This is a genomic window from Parahaliea mediterranea (assembly GCF_003402235.1).
GTDB lineage: Bacteria > Pseudomonadota > Gammaproteobacteria > Pseudomonadales > Halieaceae > Parahaliea > Parahaliea mediterranea.
The window spans coordinates 66,795-83,681 of sequence record NZ_QEWO01000003.1; the positions used below are offsets into that span (position 1 = coordinate 66,795).

General features: G+C 63.2%; 18 protein-coding genes. 2 read left to right on the forward strand and 16 right to left on the reverse strand.

All coding sequences use genetic code 11. From position 1 onward, the window contains the following. Positions 1–21 precede the first annotated feature (21 nt). The 13 genes from DDZ17_RS09710 to DDZ17_RS09770 form a co-directional block, all read right to left on the reverse strand. The gene (locus tag DDZ17_RS09710) at positions 22–870 is read right to left on the reverse strand and encodes a CheR family methyltransferase (RefSeq protein WP_206613512.1); all 849 of its coding nucleotides are present in this window, start codon (positions 868–870) and stop codon (positions 22–24) included. 56 nt (positions 871–926) lie between these two features. After that, a complete protein-coding gene (locus tag DDZ17_RS09715) occupies positions 927–1,424 on the reverse strand; it encodes a chemotaxis protein CheW (RefSeq protein WP_116366325.1) in 498 nt (165 codons plus the stop codon). Continuing rightward, positions 1,421–3,538: a chemotaxis protein CheA gene (cheA, locus tag DDZ17_RS09720; protein ID WP_116366327.1), complete on the reverse strand. Its 2,118-nt coding sequence runs from the start codon at positions 3,536–3,538 to the stop codon at positions 1,421–1,423. Before cheA ends, DDZ17_RS09715 begins: the two co-directional genes overlap by 4 nt. Positions 3,539–3,540: 2 nt before the next feature. Continuing rightward, the gene (gene motB / locus DDZ17_RS09725; RefSeq protein WP_116366329.1) at positions 3,541–4,410 is read right to left on the reverse strand and encodes a flagellar motor protein MotB; all 870 of its coding nucleotides are present in this window, start codon (positions 4,408–4,410) and stop codon (positions 3,541–3,543) included. After that, positions 4,407–5,282 (reverse strand): flagellar motor stator protein MotA, encoded by an 876-nt coding sequence (gene motA, locus DDZ17_RS09730; protein ID WP_116366331.1) that lies wholly within the window; start codon positions 5,280–5,282, stop codon positions 4,407–4,409. The genes motB and motA overlap by 4 nt, the downstream gene beginning before the upstream one ends. Positions 5,283–5,441: 159 nt before the next feature. Further along, positions 5,442–5,969, reverse strand: a complete 528-nt coding sequence (gene flhC / locus DDZ17_RS09735) for a flagellar transcriptional regulator FlhC (protein WP_116366333.1) — start codon at positions 5,967–5,969, stop codon at positions 5,442–5,444. A 2-nt stretch (positions 5,970–5,971) separates the two neighbouring features. After that, positions 5,972–6,310: a flagellar transcriptional regulator FlhD gene (locus DDZ17_RS09740; RefSeq protein ID WP_116366335.1), complete on the reverse strand. Its 339-nt coding sequence runs from the start codon at positions 6,308–6,310 to the stop codon at positions 5,972–5,974. Between the two features lie 335 nt (positions 6,311–6,645). Continuing rightward, a complete protein-coding gene (locus DDZ17_RS09745; RefSeq protein WP_116366337.1) occupies positions 6,646–6,924 on the reverse strand; it encodes an EscU/YscU/HrcU family type III secretion system export apparatus switch protein in 279 nt (92 codons plus the stop codon). Beyond that, entirely contained in the window at positions 6,917–7,981 is a 1,065-nt protein-coding gene (fliK, locus tag DDZ17_RS09750) for a flagellar hook-length control protein FliK (protein WP_116366339.1), read from the reverse strand. The genes DDZ17_RS09745 and fliK overlap by 8 nt, the downstream gene beginning before the upstream one ends. A 15-nt stretch (positions 7,982–7,996) precedes the next feature. Further along, the gene (locus DDZ17_RS09755; protein ID WP_157976561.1) at positions 7,997–8,416 is read right to left on the reverse strand and encodes a flagellar protein FliT; all 420 of its coding nucleotides are present in this window, start codon (positions 8,414–8,416) and stop codon (positions 7,997–7,999) included. Next, on the reverse strand, positions 8,403–8,927 hold the full coding sequence (fliS, locus tag DDZ17_RS09760; protein ID WP_116366343.1) for a flagellar export chaperone FliS: 525 nt from the start codon (positions 8,925–8,927) through the stop codon (positions 8,403–8,405). Before fliS ends, DDZ17_RS09755 begins: the two co-directional genes overlap by 14 nt. Before the next feature lie 61 nt (positions 8,928–8,988). Then, a complete protein-coding gene (fliD, locus tag DDZ17_RS09765) occupies positions 8,989–10,332 on the reverse strand; it encodes a flagellar filament capping protein FliD (RefSeq protein WP_116366345.1) in 1,344 nt (447 codons plus the stop codon). A gap of 119 nt (positions 10,333–10,451) precedes the next feature. Continuing rightward, complete coding sequence (locus tag DDZ17_RS09770; protein WP_116366347.1) at positions 10,452–12,221, reverse strand: flagellar brake protein; 1,770 nt, start codon at positions 12,219–12,221, stop codon at positions 10,452–10,454. Between the two features lie 255 nt (positions 12,222–12,476). Here DDZ17_RS09770 and DDZ17_RS09775 point away from each other — a divergent pair, with 255 nt between their 5' ends. Beyond that, positions 12,477–13,727 carry a FliC/FljB family flagellin gene (locus DDZ17_RS09775; RefSeq protein WP_116366349.1) on the forward strand — a complete coding sequence of 417 codons (1,251 nt, stop codon included), beginning with the start codon at positions 12,477–12,479 and terminating at the stop codon, positions 13,725–13,727. 1,327 nt (positions 13,728–15,054) lie between these two features. On the opposite strand, the gene DDZ17_RS09780 is transcribed toward DDZ17_RS09775, so the two are convergent. Together DDZ17_RS09780 and DDZ17_RS09785 are read right to left on the reverse strand one after the other, a co-directional pair. Next, entirely contained in the window at positions 15,055–15,348 is a 294-nt protein-coding gene (locus tag DDZ17_RS09780; protein WP_116366351.1) for a HigA family addiction module antitoxin, read from the reverse strand. Then, complete coding sequence (locus DDZ17_RS09785; RefSeq protein WP_116366353.1) at positions 15,348–15,626, reverse strand: type II toxin-antitoxin system RelE/ParE family toxin; 279 nt, start codon at positions 15,624–15,626, stop codon at positions 15,348–15,350. The genes DDZ17_RS09780 and DDZ17_RS09785 overlap by 1 nt, the downstream gene beginning before the upstream one ends. A gap of 334 nt (positions 15,627–15,960) precedes the next feature. Between DDZ17_RS09785 and DDZ17_RS09790 the strand changes: the two genes are divergently transcribed. After that, positions 15,961–16,434: a hypothetical protein gene (locus tag DDZ17_RS09790; RefSeq protein ID WP_157976562.1), complete on the forward strand. Its 474-nt coding sequence runs from the start codon at positions 15,961–15,963 to the stop codon at positions 16,432–16,434. 88 nt (positions 16,435–16,522) lie between these two features. On the opposite strand, the gene fliE is transcribed toward DDZ17_RS09790, so the two are convergent. Continuing rightward, positions 16,523–16,852, reverse strand: a complete 330-nt coding sequence (gene fliE, locus DDZ17_RS09795) for a flagellar hook-basal body complex protein FliE (RefSeq protein WP_116366358.1) — start codon at positions 16,850–16,852, stop codon at positions 16,523–16,525. Between the last annotated feature and the right edge of the window lie 35 nt (positions 16,853–16,887).

Consider the following 16,887-nt stretch of genomic DNA (forward strand, 5'->3'; position numbering starts at 1 on the left):
CGGCTGGCAATGGCTGCACGGTCAGCCGGCGCGCGTGTACACCGTCTGCCCGCGCAGGCGAAAGCGCTCGCTGACATAGGAAAAACTCTCTGAATGGCCGGCAAACAGCAGGCCGTCGGGTTTCAGAAGGGGCGCCAGGCGCTCGAGAATCCGCGCCTGGGTAGACTGGTCGAAGTAGATCATCACGTTGCGGGTGAAGATGGCGTCGAAGGGTCCCTCCACCGGCCAGCGCCCCGCCACCAGATTGAGTGGGCTGAAGGACACATGCTGGGCCACTTCCGGGCGCACCCGCGCATAGCCGGCCATGCCGCCACTGCCGCGCAGGAAGTTGCGACGCAGGCGCTCGGCATCAACTTTGCCGAGCTGCTCCAGGCGGTACACGCCCTGGCGGGCCCGCGCCAGGGCATCGGTGTCGATGTCGGTTGCCAACACCTCAAAGGGCACCTGCTCGCCCAAGGCCTCGCGCAGGGTGATGGCAATGGAATAGGGTTCTTCGCCGGTGGAGGCCGCGGCGCACCACACCCGCACCCGGTCGCGGCGGCCCGCCACGTGACGCGCCAGCAAGGGGAAATGATGGGGCTCGCGAAAGAAAGCGGTGAGATTGGTGGTGAGGGCATTGATAAAGTGCTGCCACTCCGCATCCGCCGGGTGCGCTTCCAGCCGGTCGACGTAGTCGCCAAAGCAGTGCAGCTGCAGCGCCCGCACCCGCCGCGCCAGGCGCCCGTAGACCATCTCGCGCTTGTGCTCGGCCAGCACGATACCGGCGTGGCGATAGATCAGCTCGCGAATGCGGTGGAAATCCCGCGGCGCCAGCACCAGCTCGCGCTGGGCAGACACCACCGGGGATGGAGCTTCGGATATGGCGTTCAATGGGTCTTACCTGTCGGGGGGTGCGGGCGAGATACCCGCAGAAGGTGCAATGTCGATCAGCTAGCGGCGCTGTCCATCAGCGCCATCTCCTCGCTGGTGAGCAGTCGTTCAATATCCACCAGCACCAGCATGCGGTCGTCCACGCTGCCAAGCCCGCTCAGGTAGTCCACCGGCATACTCACGCCAAACTCCGGCGCCGGCTTGATCTGCTCTGCTGTGAGGCTCATCGCGTCGGACACGCCATCCACCACAATGCCGACGATGCGCTCTTCGATGCACACCACAATCACCACGGTCTGCTCGTTGTACTCCACCTTGTCGAGGCGGAACTTGATGCGCAAATCCACCACCGGCACGATCACCCCGCGCAGGTTGGCCAGCCCCTTGATGAAGTCCGGGGTGTTCGCAATGCGCGTGACGTTGTCGTAGCCGCGAATTTCCTGCACTTTCAGGATATCCACGGCGTACTCTTCCTCGCCCAGGGAAAACACCAGAAACTCCACGCGCTCGCCGCTTTTCTCGGTGGCATCGCGCAATGCTGTGTTCTGACTCATATCACTGCCTCTTCTGGCTGGTTCTGTAATGACGTTTGCTCCGGGCGCGGCGCGCGCTCACGGCGCCGGCCCTGGCTCAATTCCTGCAAATCGCCGATGTCGAGAATGAGCGCCACGCTGCCATCCCCCAAGATGGTGGCCGCCGACACCCCCGGCACCTTGCGGTAGTTGGTTTCCAGGTTCTTGACCACCACCTGCTGCTGGCCGATCAGCTCATCCACCTGCAAGGCATAGCGGCGCCCTTCGCCCTGCACCACCACGGTGATGCTGCGGGTGACTTCCTGCACCGCGTTGGCCACCGCCATCGCCTGGCCCACCGGCACCACAGGCAGGTAGTCTTCGCGCACCTTCAGCAGCAGGTCGCCGCCGCCCATGCTGTAGAGGTCTTCGCTGCGCGGCTGCAATGACTCGATGATGGCGTTCACCGGCAGGATGAAGGTCTCGCTGCCCACCCGAATCAGCATGCCGTCCAGAATGGCCAGGGTGAGGGGCAGTACGATGCGGGTGCGGGTGCCCCGCCCGGGTTCGGAGAGGATCTCCACATGCCCGCCCATGGACTGGATGTTGCGCTTCACCACATCCATGCCCACGCCGCGGCCGGACACATCGCTCACCTCCACCGCGGTGGAAAAACCCGGCGCAAAAATCAGCTGCCACACGTCCTCGTCGCTCATGCTGTCGGACACGCTGATGCCGCTGCTGCGGGCCTTGGCCAGAATCCGCTCGCGGTTGAGCCCGGCGCCGTCGTCGCGCACTTCGATCAGGATGTTGCCGCCCTGGTGGGTGGCCGACAGCAGCAGCTGCCCGGCTCCCGGTTTGCCGGCGGCGCGGCGGGTGTCCGGGTCTTCGATGCCGTGATCGAGACTGTTGCGCACTAGGTGGGTCAAGGGGTCGATAATGCGCTCGGTCAGGCCCTTGTCCAGCTCGGTGGACTTACCCTCGGTTACCAGCTCGACCTCTTTGCCGAGCTTGGCGGCCAGGTCGCGCACCAGCCGCGGGAAGCGGCTGAATACGTAATCCATGGGCACCATGCGAATGGACATCACCGCTTCTTGCAGGTCGCGGGAATTACGCTGCAGCTGATTGAGCCCGTTGCTGAGGGCGCCGGCGCCAGCGGCGCTTTCCGCCACCTGGTTGATCATGGACTGGGTGATGATCAACTCACCCACCAGGTTGATGATCTGGTCGACCTTGTTCACCGGCACGCGGATAGAGGTGCTCTCGCCGCCCTTGGCGGCATCCGGTGGGCTTTTGCCGCGCTCGCTGCTCGCCGCTGGCGCTACCGGCACTGCCGGTTCTGTAACAGGCGGCGCGCTTTGGGCAGCGGCTGCAGGCTCAGAGGCACCCACCGGCGCGGCGGCCGCCTCCCCCGCCGCCGGCAGTGGCCGGATGGCCAGCTGCTCGGGCTCCACGATAAAACACATCACGGCCTCGACATCGTCGGGGCTCACGCTGCAGCGCAGGGTGACGCGGTACTGCTGGGCATCCCCTTCGCGGGACACAATGTCACCCAGCTGGCCAAGCTCGTCGATCAGCAGGTCGCGGTCTTTATCGCCCACGCCCAGCAGGCTTACTTCCAGCAGGTCGCTGCCCTGGCTGCCCGGCGCGGCAGCGCCTGCAGCCGATTCCGCCGCCGTGCTTGCCTCCGGGGCTGCGGCACTTTCTGGCCCGGGCCGGGAAGCCGCCACTGGCGCGGCGGGCGCAGCGCCGGCGGTTGCCGCGCCGCCAATTTCGGCTTCGGCCATCTGCTGCAGCACGGCGCAGATACGCTCGAAGGCGGCGGCATCGGGCTGCTCGCTGGCGCGATAGGCTTCCAGTTGTTCCTGTAGCATGTCCTTGGTTTCCAGAAAGGTATCGACAATGTCGCGCCGCAGGCGCAGCTCGCCGTGGCGGGTGGCATCCAGCAGGTTTTCCAGCAGGTGGGTGGTTTGCTGCAGCTCGACAAGGCCAAAGGTGCCCGCCCCGCCCTTGATGGAGTGGGCGGCGCGGAAGATGGCGTTGAGCGCTTCCGTATCTGGCGCTGCAACGTCCAGGGTCAGCAGGATCTGCTCCATTTCCTGCAGCAGTTCCAGGGCTTCCTCGTAGAAGGTGTCAAAGAATTCGCTGATATCCATGGTTATTCCACCGCCAGGGCCGCACTGGCCAGCATTGCTTCCTGTACTCTGTCCAGGATCAGCGTGGCCGCCTCCCGGTTCAGTACCACCAGGGTGATGCGGCGGTTTGCCGCGTCGCCGGGCTTGCTGCCGGGCAGGGGCAGCTGGTCGCCCATGCCGGTCACCCGCAGCAACTTGGCATCCGCAAAGCCCGCCGCCACCAGCTCGCGCCGCGAGGCATTGGCCCTGTCGGCCGACAGCTCCCAGTTGCTGTAGCCCACCACCCCGGCGGCGTAGGGCGCGCTGTCGGTGTGGCCGCTGATGCTGAGCTTGTTGGGCATTTCGTTGAGCAGGGGCGCCAGCACGCGCAGCAAGTCGCGCATGTAGGGTTCAACACGGTCGCTGCCGGTTTCGAACATGGGCCGCTGGTCGGTGTCCACCAGCTGGATGCGCAGGCCATAGGGCGTCATGTCAAAGCGGATCTGGTGCAGCAGTTCGCGCAGTTTGTCGTCGGCGCTCACCACCGATTCAATGCGCTTTTGCAGCGCCACAAACTGGCGCTGGATGTCAGTGGCGCGGGTTTCCAGGCGCAGTTCGGTGCGCTGCCTTTCGCCGTCTACGTGGGTGGGGTCGGCGCCGCCGCCGGGAATCACGCTGGTGCTGGAGGTCGACCGATCACCCCCGGTGAGGGCCACCGACAGCGGCGTGCGAAAGTACTCCGCCACGTTGCGCAGCTGCTGCGGGGTGGCGCTAGACAGAATCCACAGCACCAGAAACAGCGCCATCAGGGCCGTCATAAAGTCGGCGTAGGCGATCTTCCAGCTGCCGCCGTGGTGGGCAACCTTCACCTTCCGGGGCCGCCTGACGATGATGGGGCGCGCGCTATCGCTCATGTCGCGCTGGCCTCGGCACTGCGCGAAGTGCGCACATGCTCCTCAAGTTCACTGAACGAAGGCCGCTCTGCGGTGTGCAGGGCCTTGCGCCCAAACTCCACCGCCAGCTGCGGCGCATAGCCGTTCAGGGTGGCCAGCAGCGTAACGCGGATGCACTGCAGCATTTTTACCGCTTCGTGCACCTGACGGTCGATGCGGCTCGCCAGCGGGTTGACGAAGCCGTAGGCCAATAGAATGCCAAGGAAGGTGCCCACCAGGGCGTGGGCGATCATCAGCCCCATTTTTTCCACCCCGGCGTCGGCCTGGCTGAGGGCGTTCACCACCCCCAGCACCGCCGCCACAATGCCGAAGGCGGGCAGCGCATCCCCCACCTTGCTCAGGGCGTCGGAGGGAATGTGGGCTTCGTGCTCAAAGGCTTCGATTTCGTGCAGCATCAGCTCGTCGATTTCCATCGGCTCCATGCCGCCGCTCACCATCAGGCGCAGATAGTCGGTGATGAAGCCCATGATCATCGGGTCCGCGAGGATGCGCGGATACTCGGCAAAGATGTCGCTTTCCTCGGGGTTTTCCACGTCGCGCTCAATCGCCAGCATGCCACCCCGGCGCATTTTCGACAGCAGCTTGTACTGCAGGGCCATCAGCTCCATGTAGGTGGCTTTGTCGTAGCGTGTGGTGCGCTTGAGCCGCGAGGTGGCGTTGAAGGTGGCGCGAATGGCCTTGCCATTATTGGCGGCAATGAAGGCGCCGATCGCGGCACCACAGATAATCAGGATTTCGGTGGGTTGCACCAGCGGGCCAAGGTGACCACCGGCCAGTACAAAGCCACCAAATACCGATGCGGCGACGATAATAAATCCAAGGGGAATTAGCACAACCGAGACCTTCTCCTGCCGACGTGGATAGCTTCTGACCTGACTATCGGCAGCCCCGCACAGTTCTTGAGGCCAGTGTGCTTAAGGAAACGCCGCCAGGGAAAGGCGGGCTTGATGGGAGCATTTAAAAAGAAGTGAAAGGGGCTCAGGGGCCCCGAATCAGGCGCTCACGCTGCGAGCAGTTTTACCGGCCCGCGAGGGGGGCAGGCAGATGCCGCACACGTAGTCGCTGGCCGGTGTGTGGGCGTGCATCACAAACTGGCCGGCACAGCGGGTGCAGGGGTTCACCTCGAACATGCCGCTCTCGAAATAGCGGATCAAGGTCCAGGCCCGGGTCAGCCCCAGTACTGGTTCTGCGCTGTCCAGCGACAGCTGCTCCAGGTACATGCGGTAGGCCTTGGTGAAGGCTTCCATGCGGGAGCAGCCCAGGGTGTTGGTCAGCCGCTGGTAGTAGCTGTAAAACAGCGACGAGTGAATGTTGGGCTGCCAGGTCATGAACCAGTCGGTGGAGAACGGCAGCATGCCCTTGGGGGGCGACATGCCGCGAACTTCCTTGTACAACCGTATCAGCCGGCCCCGGCTCAGTTCGGTCTCTGACTCCAGCACCTGCAGCCGCGCCCCGAGTTCAATCAATTCGATGGCGAGCTGCACCTGCTGCATCTCGCTCACCAGACTTTTGTCCGCCACCTTCAAGCGCCTTCTGCAACGCCGGGCATACCGGAGTGTGGCACCGAGGCCATCAGCAGTGAGCCGTGCAGCAGGTCCATGCCCTGGTCGCGGGCGTTGTGGGTCAGCTGCGCCAACTGCGCCGCGCCTTCCAGGCAGGGGCGAAACAGCATCTGGTTGTTACGCGCCAGCCGGCCCACCTGACGCGCGCTCAGCGACAGCAAGTGCCGGCCGAGGTCGTCGTCGATCTTCAGCCGCATGAGGGCTGTGGTGAAGTCCGCCTTGAGAAGGCGCTGTGCAATCAGCAAATAGGTCAGGTTGAGATCCTGGATTTCCACCAGGTCTTCAGCGTGTGTGTTCATGGTCTTGCCCTTGTTTACCGACGGCCGGAGCTGTGCGCCCCGATCCCTACCCATTGTTGGCGGATCCGCTTTTTTTTAGCGGCGGATTCCACCAGGCCGTGTTGCTTCCCTGCAAGACAAATGACACTTCTGTGAATCGGTTTGGACACAACATCCCGTAGTAAACCGTACCGATTCGGTGTCTTTCTAATTGCACACAATAATAACTTCCAAGAATGATGGTTTGAATGTGACATTCCCCATCAAACTGTGACGCACGTTTCACTTCCGTCAGAAAGTTCGCGTCGCGCCCTGTTCTGGCGTGTGCAGATACCGTGCGCACAAAGCGCAATCCATCACGCGTCGTTCTCGTCGGCCAGCCAGCCGAGCACTTCGGCGATGGCGCGGTACAGCGGCTCGGGAATGCGCTGGTCCAGGTCCAGCTGCATCAGCAGTTGCACCAGCGCCGGCTCGCTGTGAACAAACAGCCCCTGACGGCGCGCCTCGCTGATGATGCGCTCGGCCAATTCGCCATAGCCACTGGCCAGTAGCCGCGGCGGCGCCTTGCCGTCACCATAGCTGACGGCCGCCGCCCGGGATGCGGGCCGGCGTGGTGAGTCCGGCTGGTCAGTCATCGTCGAGCGCCCGAAAGGCAAGGTTCACCGGCTGGAAGCCGCAGTCGTGCAGGCGCTGCTCAAGGCCCTGCGAGCGCCGCTCCAGCTGTTCACTCAGCGCCGTGGCGGCCGCCAGTTCCAAGGTGAGCGCCTGGGCCTGCAGGGTCATCCTGACCTGCAGGCGCCCGCGCTGTGCAAGATCCAGCTCCAGCTCGGTGCGCCAGGTGTCTTCGCCGGCATCGCTGCTGTCGTCGTGTTTGTCGTCGCTTTTGTCGTCGTGTTTGCCACTTTCATCCCCAGCGCCCTGCCTGCCCGGTTGGCGGCCTTCGTCCCAGGCCACTTCCGGCGCAAAAATCGCCAGCGCCAGGAACAGGCCGTCCCACACATCGCCCTCCCAGCGCACCACCGGGGTGGCCAGCATTTCCAACTGGTGGCGAACCACGCCGGCCAGGGTCTCTGGCAGGCGGGCCGGCTGGGCCTCTGACAGACGGGCCGGCGAGCCCTCGGGCAGCGGCCGCTCTGGCGCATCATCCGCATGGGTCGGGGCCGCGCCAACGGCCGGCGGCGCCGGTTGTGGGCGCGCGCTCATCTGCGGCTCCAGGGCCAGCTGGTCAGCGCTCAGGCGGCCGCGATACCACAGCGCCAGGTGGGATTCATAAAACAAACCGCTGTGGGCAATCTGCCCCTGCACGGCCCTGGCCAGGGCCGGCGGCTCCAGCACTTCGCCGGGCGCCGGCTGCAGGGGCGCTCCGCGCAGAACGCCGGGCGGCGCAGGGTAGCGTGCCAGCAGGCCGGCAATCTCCCGGGCGGCGGCACTCAGTTGCAGGCTGCCAGCGCCGCCGGTGGCGGGCGTATCAGCCTGCGCGCGCGCCGTGCTGTGGCCGGCATCGCCCGCCAGGGCGTTCTGCGGCAGCAGGGCCCGCGGGTCAAGGCGCGAATCGCTGTGCACGGCCTGGGGCGCAATGCCGGCCTGCAGCGGTTTGACCGGCTCGTTCAGGTCGCGCGGTTGCGGCAGGTCCACCCGCTTACCCAACACCTGATGCAGCAGTGTATCCAGCAGTGGAGTCAGCCCCGACACCTTGCCTGCGCGCCCCTACCGCTCGTCCGGCATTTGCGCTTCGCCGGGCGGCACAGCCCCGCCCTGGCGGTAAACGCGGTTGAGGCTGCGACGCCGCTGGGCGGTGCCCAGGCGCTCGCCAATTTCGTCGCGCCGCGCGAGCAAAAGATCGCGGATTGCCAGGTCGTTGCCGAGGATGGTCTCCAGCATCAGCGCCTTGTGGGCCTGCTGGTCGGCATCCAGCGCCAGGCCCTTCTCCTGCCGGCGCAGTGTTTCCACCTCCACCACATAGCGGGCCTGTTGGCGAATCAGCTCTTCCCAGCGCTGGCTGCGCGCCAGCTCCAGCATGGCGCGGGTCATCAGCACCAGCGATTCGTAGACCGCCAGTACCTCCTCGCCGGTTTTGAGACTGACCGACGCTGCCTGCTGGCGGGTGCCGGCCTCAGTAAGCGGCATCCGCGTGCGCCTCCTGTTGTGCGGCGCCCGCAGCGTTGCCTGCCTTGTTACCTGTACCGGTACCTGCACCGTCGCCCGCACCATCATCGCCAGCACTGCCGCGCGCGTTGGCCCCAATCTGCCGCCAGGCGCTGCCGATGTCCGCCAACAGGCGGCCGGCTTCTGCCAGGCTGGCGTCGTCGTCGTGCAGGTTGGCCTTCAGCAGCAGGCGCCCCACGTAGTCGTAGAGGGCCGCCAGCTGCGCGGCAATCTCGCCGCCCTGCTCTTCGTCCAGGGCGGCCAGCAGGCCGTTGTTGACGATGTCCAGGGCTTTGGAAATGGCCAGCCCCTTGGCGGCACGGTCGCCTTTTTCCAGGTGCAGGCGGGCCGTGCGAATGGCACTCTCGGCGCCATCGAATAGCATTTCGATCAGCCGGTGCGGGCTGGCGGACAGCACATCGCTCTCCACGCCCACGCGGGCATAACTGCCAGGGCCCTGCCGCCAGGCCGTGGCTCCTCGCCGGTTCATCATGGCCGGGTTCTCCCTTTGTCTACGCTCTGCTGCACGTTATTCAGTACCCTCAATTGCGCTGTCAGTCCCGGCCCAGCTGGGCGTTCATCATGTCGAACTGCTGGGTCAGGTAGTCGCTGGTGGAATTCATGCTGGCGATCAGGCTGTCCAGCTGGCTGAACTGGCTGCGGTAGCGGCTGACCGTGGCGGCGATGCTCTGCTCCATGCGCTCGTAGCGCAGGCCCAGTGCATCAATGCTGTCACCCAGTGCGTCGGTGGCGCTGTCGATCAGCCCACCGTCCTGCACCATCGGGTCGATCACCGCGGCCAGGCGATTGGCAAAGCCGCTCTCGCCGTCGCCGGCAAAAAAAGCGGCCAGCTCGCCGGGCTGGGCCTCCAGCACCGCATCGAGGCGGTCGCCGTCCAGGGACAGGGTGCCATCGAGCTGCAGCGATACGCCGATGTCGCTGAGCATGCCCAGCGTGCCATCCTCCACGGCGCTCATGCCGCCGCGCAGGCGGCTTTCCACCGAACGCAGGGTGTTGTTGCCAAGCAGCATACCGGCGGATCCGGTCTCGCTGTTGTAGCTGCTCAGGCTGCCGATGGTTTTTTGCAGGGCGTTGTAGCTGTTGACGAAGCCCTGCACTGCGGTGCGCACGGCCTCGTCGTCGCGGGCGATGTCCAGCGCCACGCTGCCGGTTTCCACGAGGTTCAGGGTCACCCCCTGTATAGCGTCCGCCACGCTGTTGGACTGGCTCTGGATGGCAATCCCGTTCACGTTCAGCTCGGCATTGCGGGCGGCAACTTCGGTGGCTGCATCCAGCGCCAGGCTGCCCGCCAGGTCGCCAAAGTCCACCGTGGCAATCGCAGCGTCGGTGCCGGTCTCCGAAGAGGCCAGCACCAGCCGCCAGGGGCTGGCGCTGCCATCGTTAACCAGCGAGGCAGACACGCCGGCATCGGCGGCGTTGATGGCGTCGCGCACCGCTTCCAGGGAGCTGGCCTCGGCGGGAATGACAATATCAGTGCTAGCGCCATTGGCCAGGGTGACGGCAATGGTGCCCGCACCCAGGCTGGCTTCGCGATCGGCGACACCGGCGGTGGCAATGCTGGAACCACGCGCCAGCTGTTGCACATCCACCTGAAAGCTGCCCGGCAGCGCGTCGGTGCCTGCGGTCACGGTAGCCGCATCGCCGCTGGTGCTGGCTTTGACGGTTGCGAACACATCCGGTGAGGCCAACTTGGCCACGGCGCTGTTGAGCTGGTCCAGGGCATTGTCGAGCAGGCCGAAGGAGGAAATCTTCGCCTGCTGCTTGTTTTGCTGGGCGACAATGGGCTGCAGTTTCTGCCGCTCAGCCGACTCCAGCTGATCCAGCAGCCCGCCGAGATCAAGCCCCGAACCGATACCCAGGGAGGAAATACTCGCCATACCTTTCGCTTACCTCATCCATACAGTGGCCTATTGTGCGCCAGTTGGCCGCCGCCCAAGGGCGGAACAGGGCCTTGCCAGCGCGCTATTTACTGCTTTCGGCCGGGGCGGCCAATTCTTTAGGGTGTGAAGCGCGAACCTATCTGGCGTGCGTCTATCCATTGCGCGCCTGCCTCACGTGCAAGGGCCTGCAGCGGGCCCACCGCGGCCAGCGCCGCATCGCGCAGCACCTCGCCGAGCGAGTCGGCAGACAACGGCGCAGCGGGGCCGCCGCCATCATCACCATAACCACCGCCGCCCGCACGCAGCTGCAGGGCCTGGGGGCGCCCTTCGGCATCCAGCGCCGCCACCCAGCCGCGGCGGCCATCGCCGAGGGCTACCGGCGCCCCCACCGGCAAATCGCCAAAGTGATTGAAGTAACGCTGCACCCAGCGCGCATCAAACGCCTCGGGGCGCGCTTGCACATACGCACGGCAGGCCGGTGCCGCCAGGGCTGCCCGGCCCGCGCCGGGCCAGCCGAGCTGCTCTACCGCCACCGCCACGCTGGCCAGGCGGGTGAGTTCGTGCAGCGCCTCGCCGCGCCAGCCGTGGGGGGCGCCGCTGCCGTCCAGGCGCTCATAAGCGCCCTCCAGCACCGCCTCGCGCACCGCCTCCGACAGCCACTGGCAGCGCTGCAGGCGCGGGCGCAATGCTGCCAGGGCCGCGGCCCGGCCGTGGCCATCGATGCCGGCTTCCGCCGCCTTATGCGTATTTTCTCTATCACCCTCACCCTCTCCCTCAACCAGCACTCGGCCCAGGTCGTGCAGCAGGGCGCAGGCGGCCAGCGCCTTCAGCAGGTCGCGCGGCATGCGCAGGGCAGCGCCCATGTCCACCAGCCGTACAGCCAGCGCCAGCGACTGCTGGATCAGTGGGCGCTGCGGGGGCAGCAGGGCCAGCGCCAGCAGCAGGCCCTCGCGGTCTTCTTCCTGCAGCACCAGCAGCCGGTCGGCGACGCGCGACAACAACACCGGATCCACCAGCGCCCCTTCGCGCAGCGCCAGCAGCTGGCCGCTCAGGTAATCGGCCACCCGCGCCAGGCGCCGGGTCATGGGTGTGGGATAGCTGAAGTCGTTGCCAAGCCCAACCTCTGCCTCGCCATCGCGCGGTATAAAGAGGGAAGACGGCTGCAGGCCGGACTGCTCGTCGCTGGCGCTGCGGGCCGCTTCACGCTCCACCTCGCGCACAATGAACCACAGCTGCCGGTCCTGCTCACTGTTAAGGCGGTCAAAGGCAAAACCCACCTCAATCACCGCGCCCCCCGCCTCCACCACATGCCGGGTGGCACGGGCCCCGCTCACAAAACGGGTGCCGTTCACAAAGCAGAGCTCCAGCTCCGCCGGGGCATCCAGCCCGTCGGCGGCAGAGGCCGGCAGGCTCACCTGGCAACCGCCCATGGAGACGTCGCGCAAATCACCCTGAATGGCACCGGCGGCACCCGCCAGGCGCAGCAGCACGCCGGCGCGCATGCCCAAGCGCAGGGTGGCGCGATAGCTCTCGCGTCGCTGGTGCTGCTCCAGAAAGTCCGGGTAACGGCACACACAGCGCTGGCGCCCGCCGTGGGTTTCCACCCGCACTACCGGCAACGGCGGCGTGCGCAGCAGGCCGTCGGCATTGCGCCCCACCAACTGCAGATCGCGCTGACGCATGATGGCCGGGGCGTGGTGGCCGGTGGCGGTGATGTCCACCACCACCTCGCCGCCGGGCTCGGCCCGCTCCACCACCACCGGCAGGGGTGACTCGCCGCGCGCATCCAGCACCAGGGCCGCCATGCCGGGCAGGGTCAGCGTGGTCATCAGTTCCTGTATCAGCGCCGGGTTGTGGATTCGCCCGGGCTCCCTGTCTTCGCTCATGTCGCTGCACTCCTGCCTGCACTCGATTTGCAATGCCAGTGACGGCACTCGTTCTGCCTATCGGCACAGCGCCGGCATTCTTTAAGCGCGCACCCGGCGCGAGGGATTTGCAAAGCAGGGGCTAAAGCTTGGGCGAAATCCGCCGAAATAAGGGGTAACGGCATTTGGCGCCGTTGCGGCGGAACCGCGATCAGCTCGACTGAAACGAACCCGCCGGACTATTAACGAATCAGTCGAAAACAGAAGGACATACTTATGTCAGTGATCAACACCAACATTACCGCAATGATCGGCCAGCAGAACCTGGGCAAATCCCAGAGCGCCCTGCAGACCGCCATGGAGCGACTGTCTTCCGGCCTGCGTATCAACAGCGCCAAAGACGACGCCGCCGGCCAGGCCATCGCCAACCGCATGAGCGCGCAAATCACCGGCCTGTCCCAGGCCCAGCGTAACGCCAACGACGGCATCTCCGTTGCGCAAACCGCTGAAGGCGCCCTGAACCAGGTGAACGACAACCTGCAGCGCATCCGCGAGCTGACCGTGCAATCCCAGAACGGCACCAACTCCAGTGACGACCTGAAGTCCATTCAGGCTGAGATCGACCAGCGCCTGACCGAGATCGACCGCATCTCCGAGCAGACTGACTTCAACGGCGTGAAAGTACTGGCGGCAGACACCAGCCTGAACATCCAGGTTGGCGCCAACGACGGCGAATCCATCAGCGTTGGCCTGAAGGAAATCACCTCCAGCACCCTGGGGCTGAGCACCTTCAACGTATCCGGCCCGGCCGACACCGACACCAGCACTGCCGGACTGCAGCTCACTGCGCAAACCGGTGGCCCGACTGACGCGATGAAAGCCGCCTACGGCGACACCACTGCGGTAACAACCACCTCCATCAACGACTTCTCCGCCGATCTGCAGGTATCCCTGGGTCTGGCCGGCAACGGCAGTGTGGCCATCGCCGACACCAGCACCGGCAACGCGCAAGTCGATGCCAACGGCAACTGGTACGCCGAAGTCAGCATTACGCTGACCGCGGACGCCGCCGGTGAAAGTGCCGCTGCCACGCTGGCCAACCAGGGTATTGAAGTTGCCGCAGACGGCACCGCACATACCTTTTACGTTGCCCTGGACCCCCAGGACGCCGACACAACTGCCACCCCCGGCACTGCAGCGTTCAATGTGGATGGTTCCGAACTGACTGCCGACAGCCTGTCCACCGGTTCCAGCAACAACCCGCTGGCTAGCCTGGACGCCGCACTGAGCACTGTTGACACACTGCGCTCCGACCTCGGTGCTGTGCAAAACCGCTTCGAGTCCGCCATCACCAACCTGCAAACCAACGAAACCAACCTGTCCGCTGCCCGCTCGCGCATCGAAGACGCCGACTACGCAACTGAGGTTTCCAACATGACCCGCGCGCAAATCCTGCAGCAAGCGGGCACCTCTGTACTGGCGCAGGCCAACCAGGTTCCGCAGAACGTACTGTCCCTGCTGGGCTAACGCATCCCAACGAGATCCCCATCTCGTGTTCAGGGCGCCAGTCGGCGCCCTTTTTTCATCGCGCGTTACCGCTGATTGGAATGAACTCCCGCGTTGGCAATTCATGGATGGGGACAATCGGCTTATCGCCGGAGAAATATGGCACCCATTTAATGTGCCGCACTAAACGACAGAGCACGGTCGGGTACCTGGGCATCAAAGTCGATAATGTATTAGCGCTGTCCTTAGGGCGGTCAATAGAACCTTAGTAACTCTGTTCCTGACTACGGCGGTTCAGTGACTGTGCCCTGCGCTGCGCGTACGCTTCGAATTCTTCTTGCCACGCTTCGTTGAAATGGTACTTTGAATTGGCATTGCGCGCTCCTCGGAGAGCTTCAAGGAGGTTCGGCGCACACCATTCCCTGTTGTAGGGGTGGCCTGGATAGCAAGCTTCTTCCAGATGCATCCTCATGCGCTGGAATGTACCGGATGGCCCACACGTAGACGGATGTACCGTCTCTTGGTTGGCTACATAAAGAAATAGAACATACGCCGAGCCCAAACTGATTTGCGCCTGGCAAGCTGTACTCTGTGGGTCGACTGCTGACTCCATTTAAAAGTAAATAATCCAAGCGCAATCTAGGTAGAATCGTTCTCATAGCAGACATCTATTGAGGCCGAGCTACCGGATCCTCGATTTACCCTTTCCAATAGAATTAATAGCAAGCCAAAAGCCTAGCGCAATTCCGCAGAAGTAAATCACATACAATAGGTTAGCCGATTCTGATGACATGACTGTCGGGAATGCCATTACCGTGACGAATGACCAGTACAGAGCGAAGATGCCCAGTCGCATTGCACCTAATAGAATTGCAACGACAGACAGCGGCACGGTAGCGAAGACTGATACAACTGCCGGTGTAAACGGTGCAAAACTCAGGTGAGCACAGACAAAAGCTAGTACGCAGGCAAGTGATCCAATACATACACCAATGCGCATACTCATATCTCAGATGTCCTCAAAGCGGTCTTTAGTGTGGTTTAAACCCCGGGGTTCGCATATCCTTGGAGAAAATTCATAAACTGGTTTTCTGAGGTTATCGTCGGCCCAGTTTTCGTTGTTAAGAGTGCCAATCACCACGGTACATCGGTTTATTTCAAGGGTTCCATCAGACCGCCTGTTTGTCGCAAGTAGGAACGCCTCATCTAGCGAAAGGAGTCTTGGCAATTCGGAAGTGCACGGTATCGTTTCTGCGATTTTGAAGTACAGTTACCGATTGAAACGGCTGACGCCCAAGCGGCAACTTCCGATTTGTAAGTGCTTGAAGGGTTATTTTCAGTGCATCTGTTATGCAGCGGTAAGTTCAACTTTTTGCACTTTATCCAGCTTGACACGCCTACCTGTATGCCAAAGGTCATAGGCATCCTGCATGGCAAGCCAACTCTCGGGGTTGCGTCCCAGTGCCTTGGAAAGACGGAGAGCCATCTCCGGGCTGACTCCGCTTTGGAGCTTGAGTATCCGGTTCAATGTGGACGGTGAAACATCCAGCTTATTTGCCAGGTAACGGCAGCTAAGGCCGAATGGCTCCATGTAAGTTGCCAGGATGAATTCACCGGGATGGGGTGGGTTGTACATAGCCATTAGTGGTAGTCCTCATAATCAAGCAGATACGCATGCCCCTCACGAAACTCAAAGGTCAACCGCCAATTGCCGCTAACAGATATGGCCCAAATGCCTCTGCGATTACCTTTGAGCGGATGCAGCTTGTATCCAGGAATGTCGATATCCGAGACTTCCATTGCGCTATCCAAAGCAGCTAGTTGCATTCGTAGGCGTCCCGCATGTTTAGCCTGGATGCCACGTTTACTACCCGTCTCGTAGTACAGCTTTAGCCCCTTGTGCTTGAAAGTCTTGATCATGGCCTACAGTGTAGCGCGTTGCGCAACAGCGTCAAGCTGTATATCCGTGTAAGTAGCCCCTGATCAGTTCCACGCACAAATTAGTGGTTCGACCGATTTTTTGGTCACCAGGTACTCAATTGGCGAGAGGTCGCGTTTTACTCAATACGGCGATGTTCTCGCCACTGTTCCTCCGAACTCTACACCCCAACCAGCGATCGTTTTTTGATCAGGTCACAAGCCATCCATTCCAACCAGATCGTTTGGAAACCCTTTTTTATAGCCTGCGGCCCTTTGCCCGAGGCAGGCCAGTACACATAATAGCCCTCACCAGCCACTCAAGCCGGAATACGTCATGGAGCCTGTATTTGACCGGGCAGCGCCCAGGAAGGGCACCCCACTCAACCCTGGCGGCAGGCGTTCGCTGCTTCGCCGCCTTTTTCAACGCCTTTTGCCCGCGGCCATTGCCACGTCGGTGTTTGCCGCACTGGCTCACGCGGTGCTGGTGGGCATTGCGGCGCGCTCCATTGGTTTGGAGCTTGCCTACATTGGCAGCCTGAGTTTTTTTGTGGCCCTTGTGGTCGCCGTGCCGGGCGGGGCGGTGCTGCTTGCGGTTGTGGCGGCGTTTAAGTTAAAGCCGCTCTCTTCCCTGCTGTTGTTTCTGGTTGTTATTCAGGGCGTTGCCATCGGTGTGGAGATGCTGCTTTTTGAAAACAGCATTGCCGATACCTCCTGGCAGTATGGCCTGATATCGGTGCCGGCCGCGGTGGTTGCATGGTATCGGTCTGTGTATGAGGTACATAAACGTACCGAAGGTGCCGGGGCCTAGCCAGGACTGCTTTTTACCAGCACCCAATTGCAAGCGGCGCAAGCCATTGCGATAACCGCAGGCTTTACACCGTTATAGATGCAGGCGTTTACACCTGCATGTTCATCACATCTTTGTAGGCACTCACCAGGCGGTTGCGCACCTGCACCCCCAGTTCGAAGGCGATGCTCGCCTTCTGCCCGTCCATCATTACATCGTGCAGTTCAATGCCCGGCTCGCCGCGCTGGAAGGCTTCAGCCTTGCGGGTGGCGTTGTGGCTGAGGTCGTTGATGCGGCGCGCGGCGCCGTAGAGGGCCTCGCCAAAGCTGGCACCGCCCACGGCGGTGTTCACCTGACTGCCCTTGATGGCGTTGCCGGCGGCCTGGCTGGCCAGGCTGTTTATTTGCGTCAGGGCGGACTGGGTGGCCTCGCTACTCATGGTTGTGTGGCTCCGGTGATAGCAGTGAAGCGCAT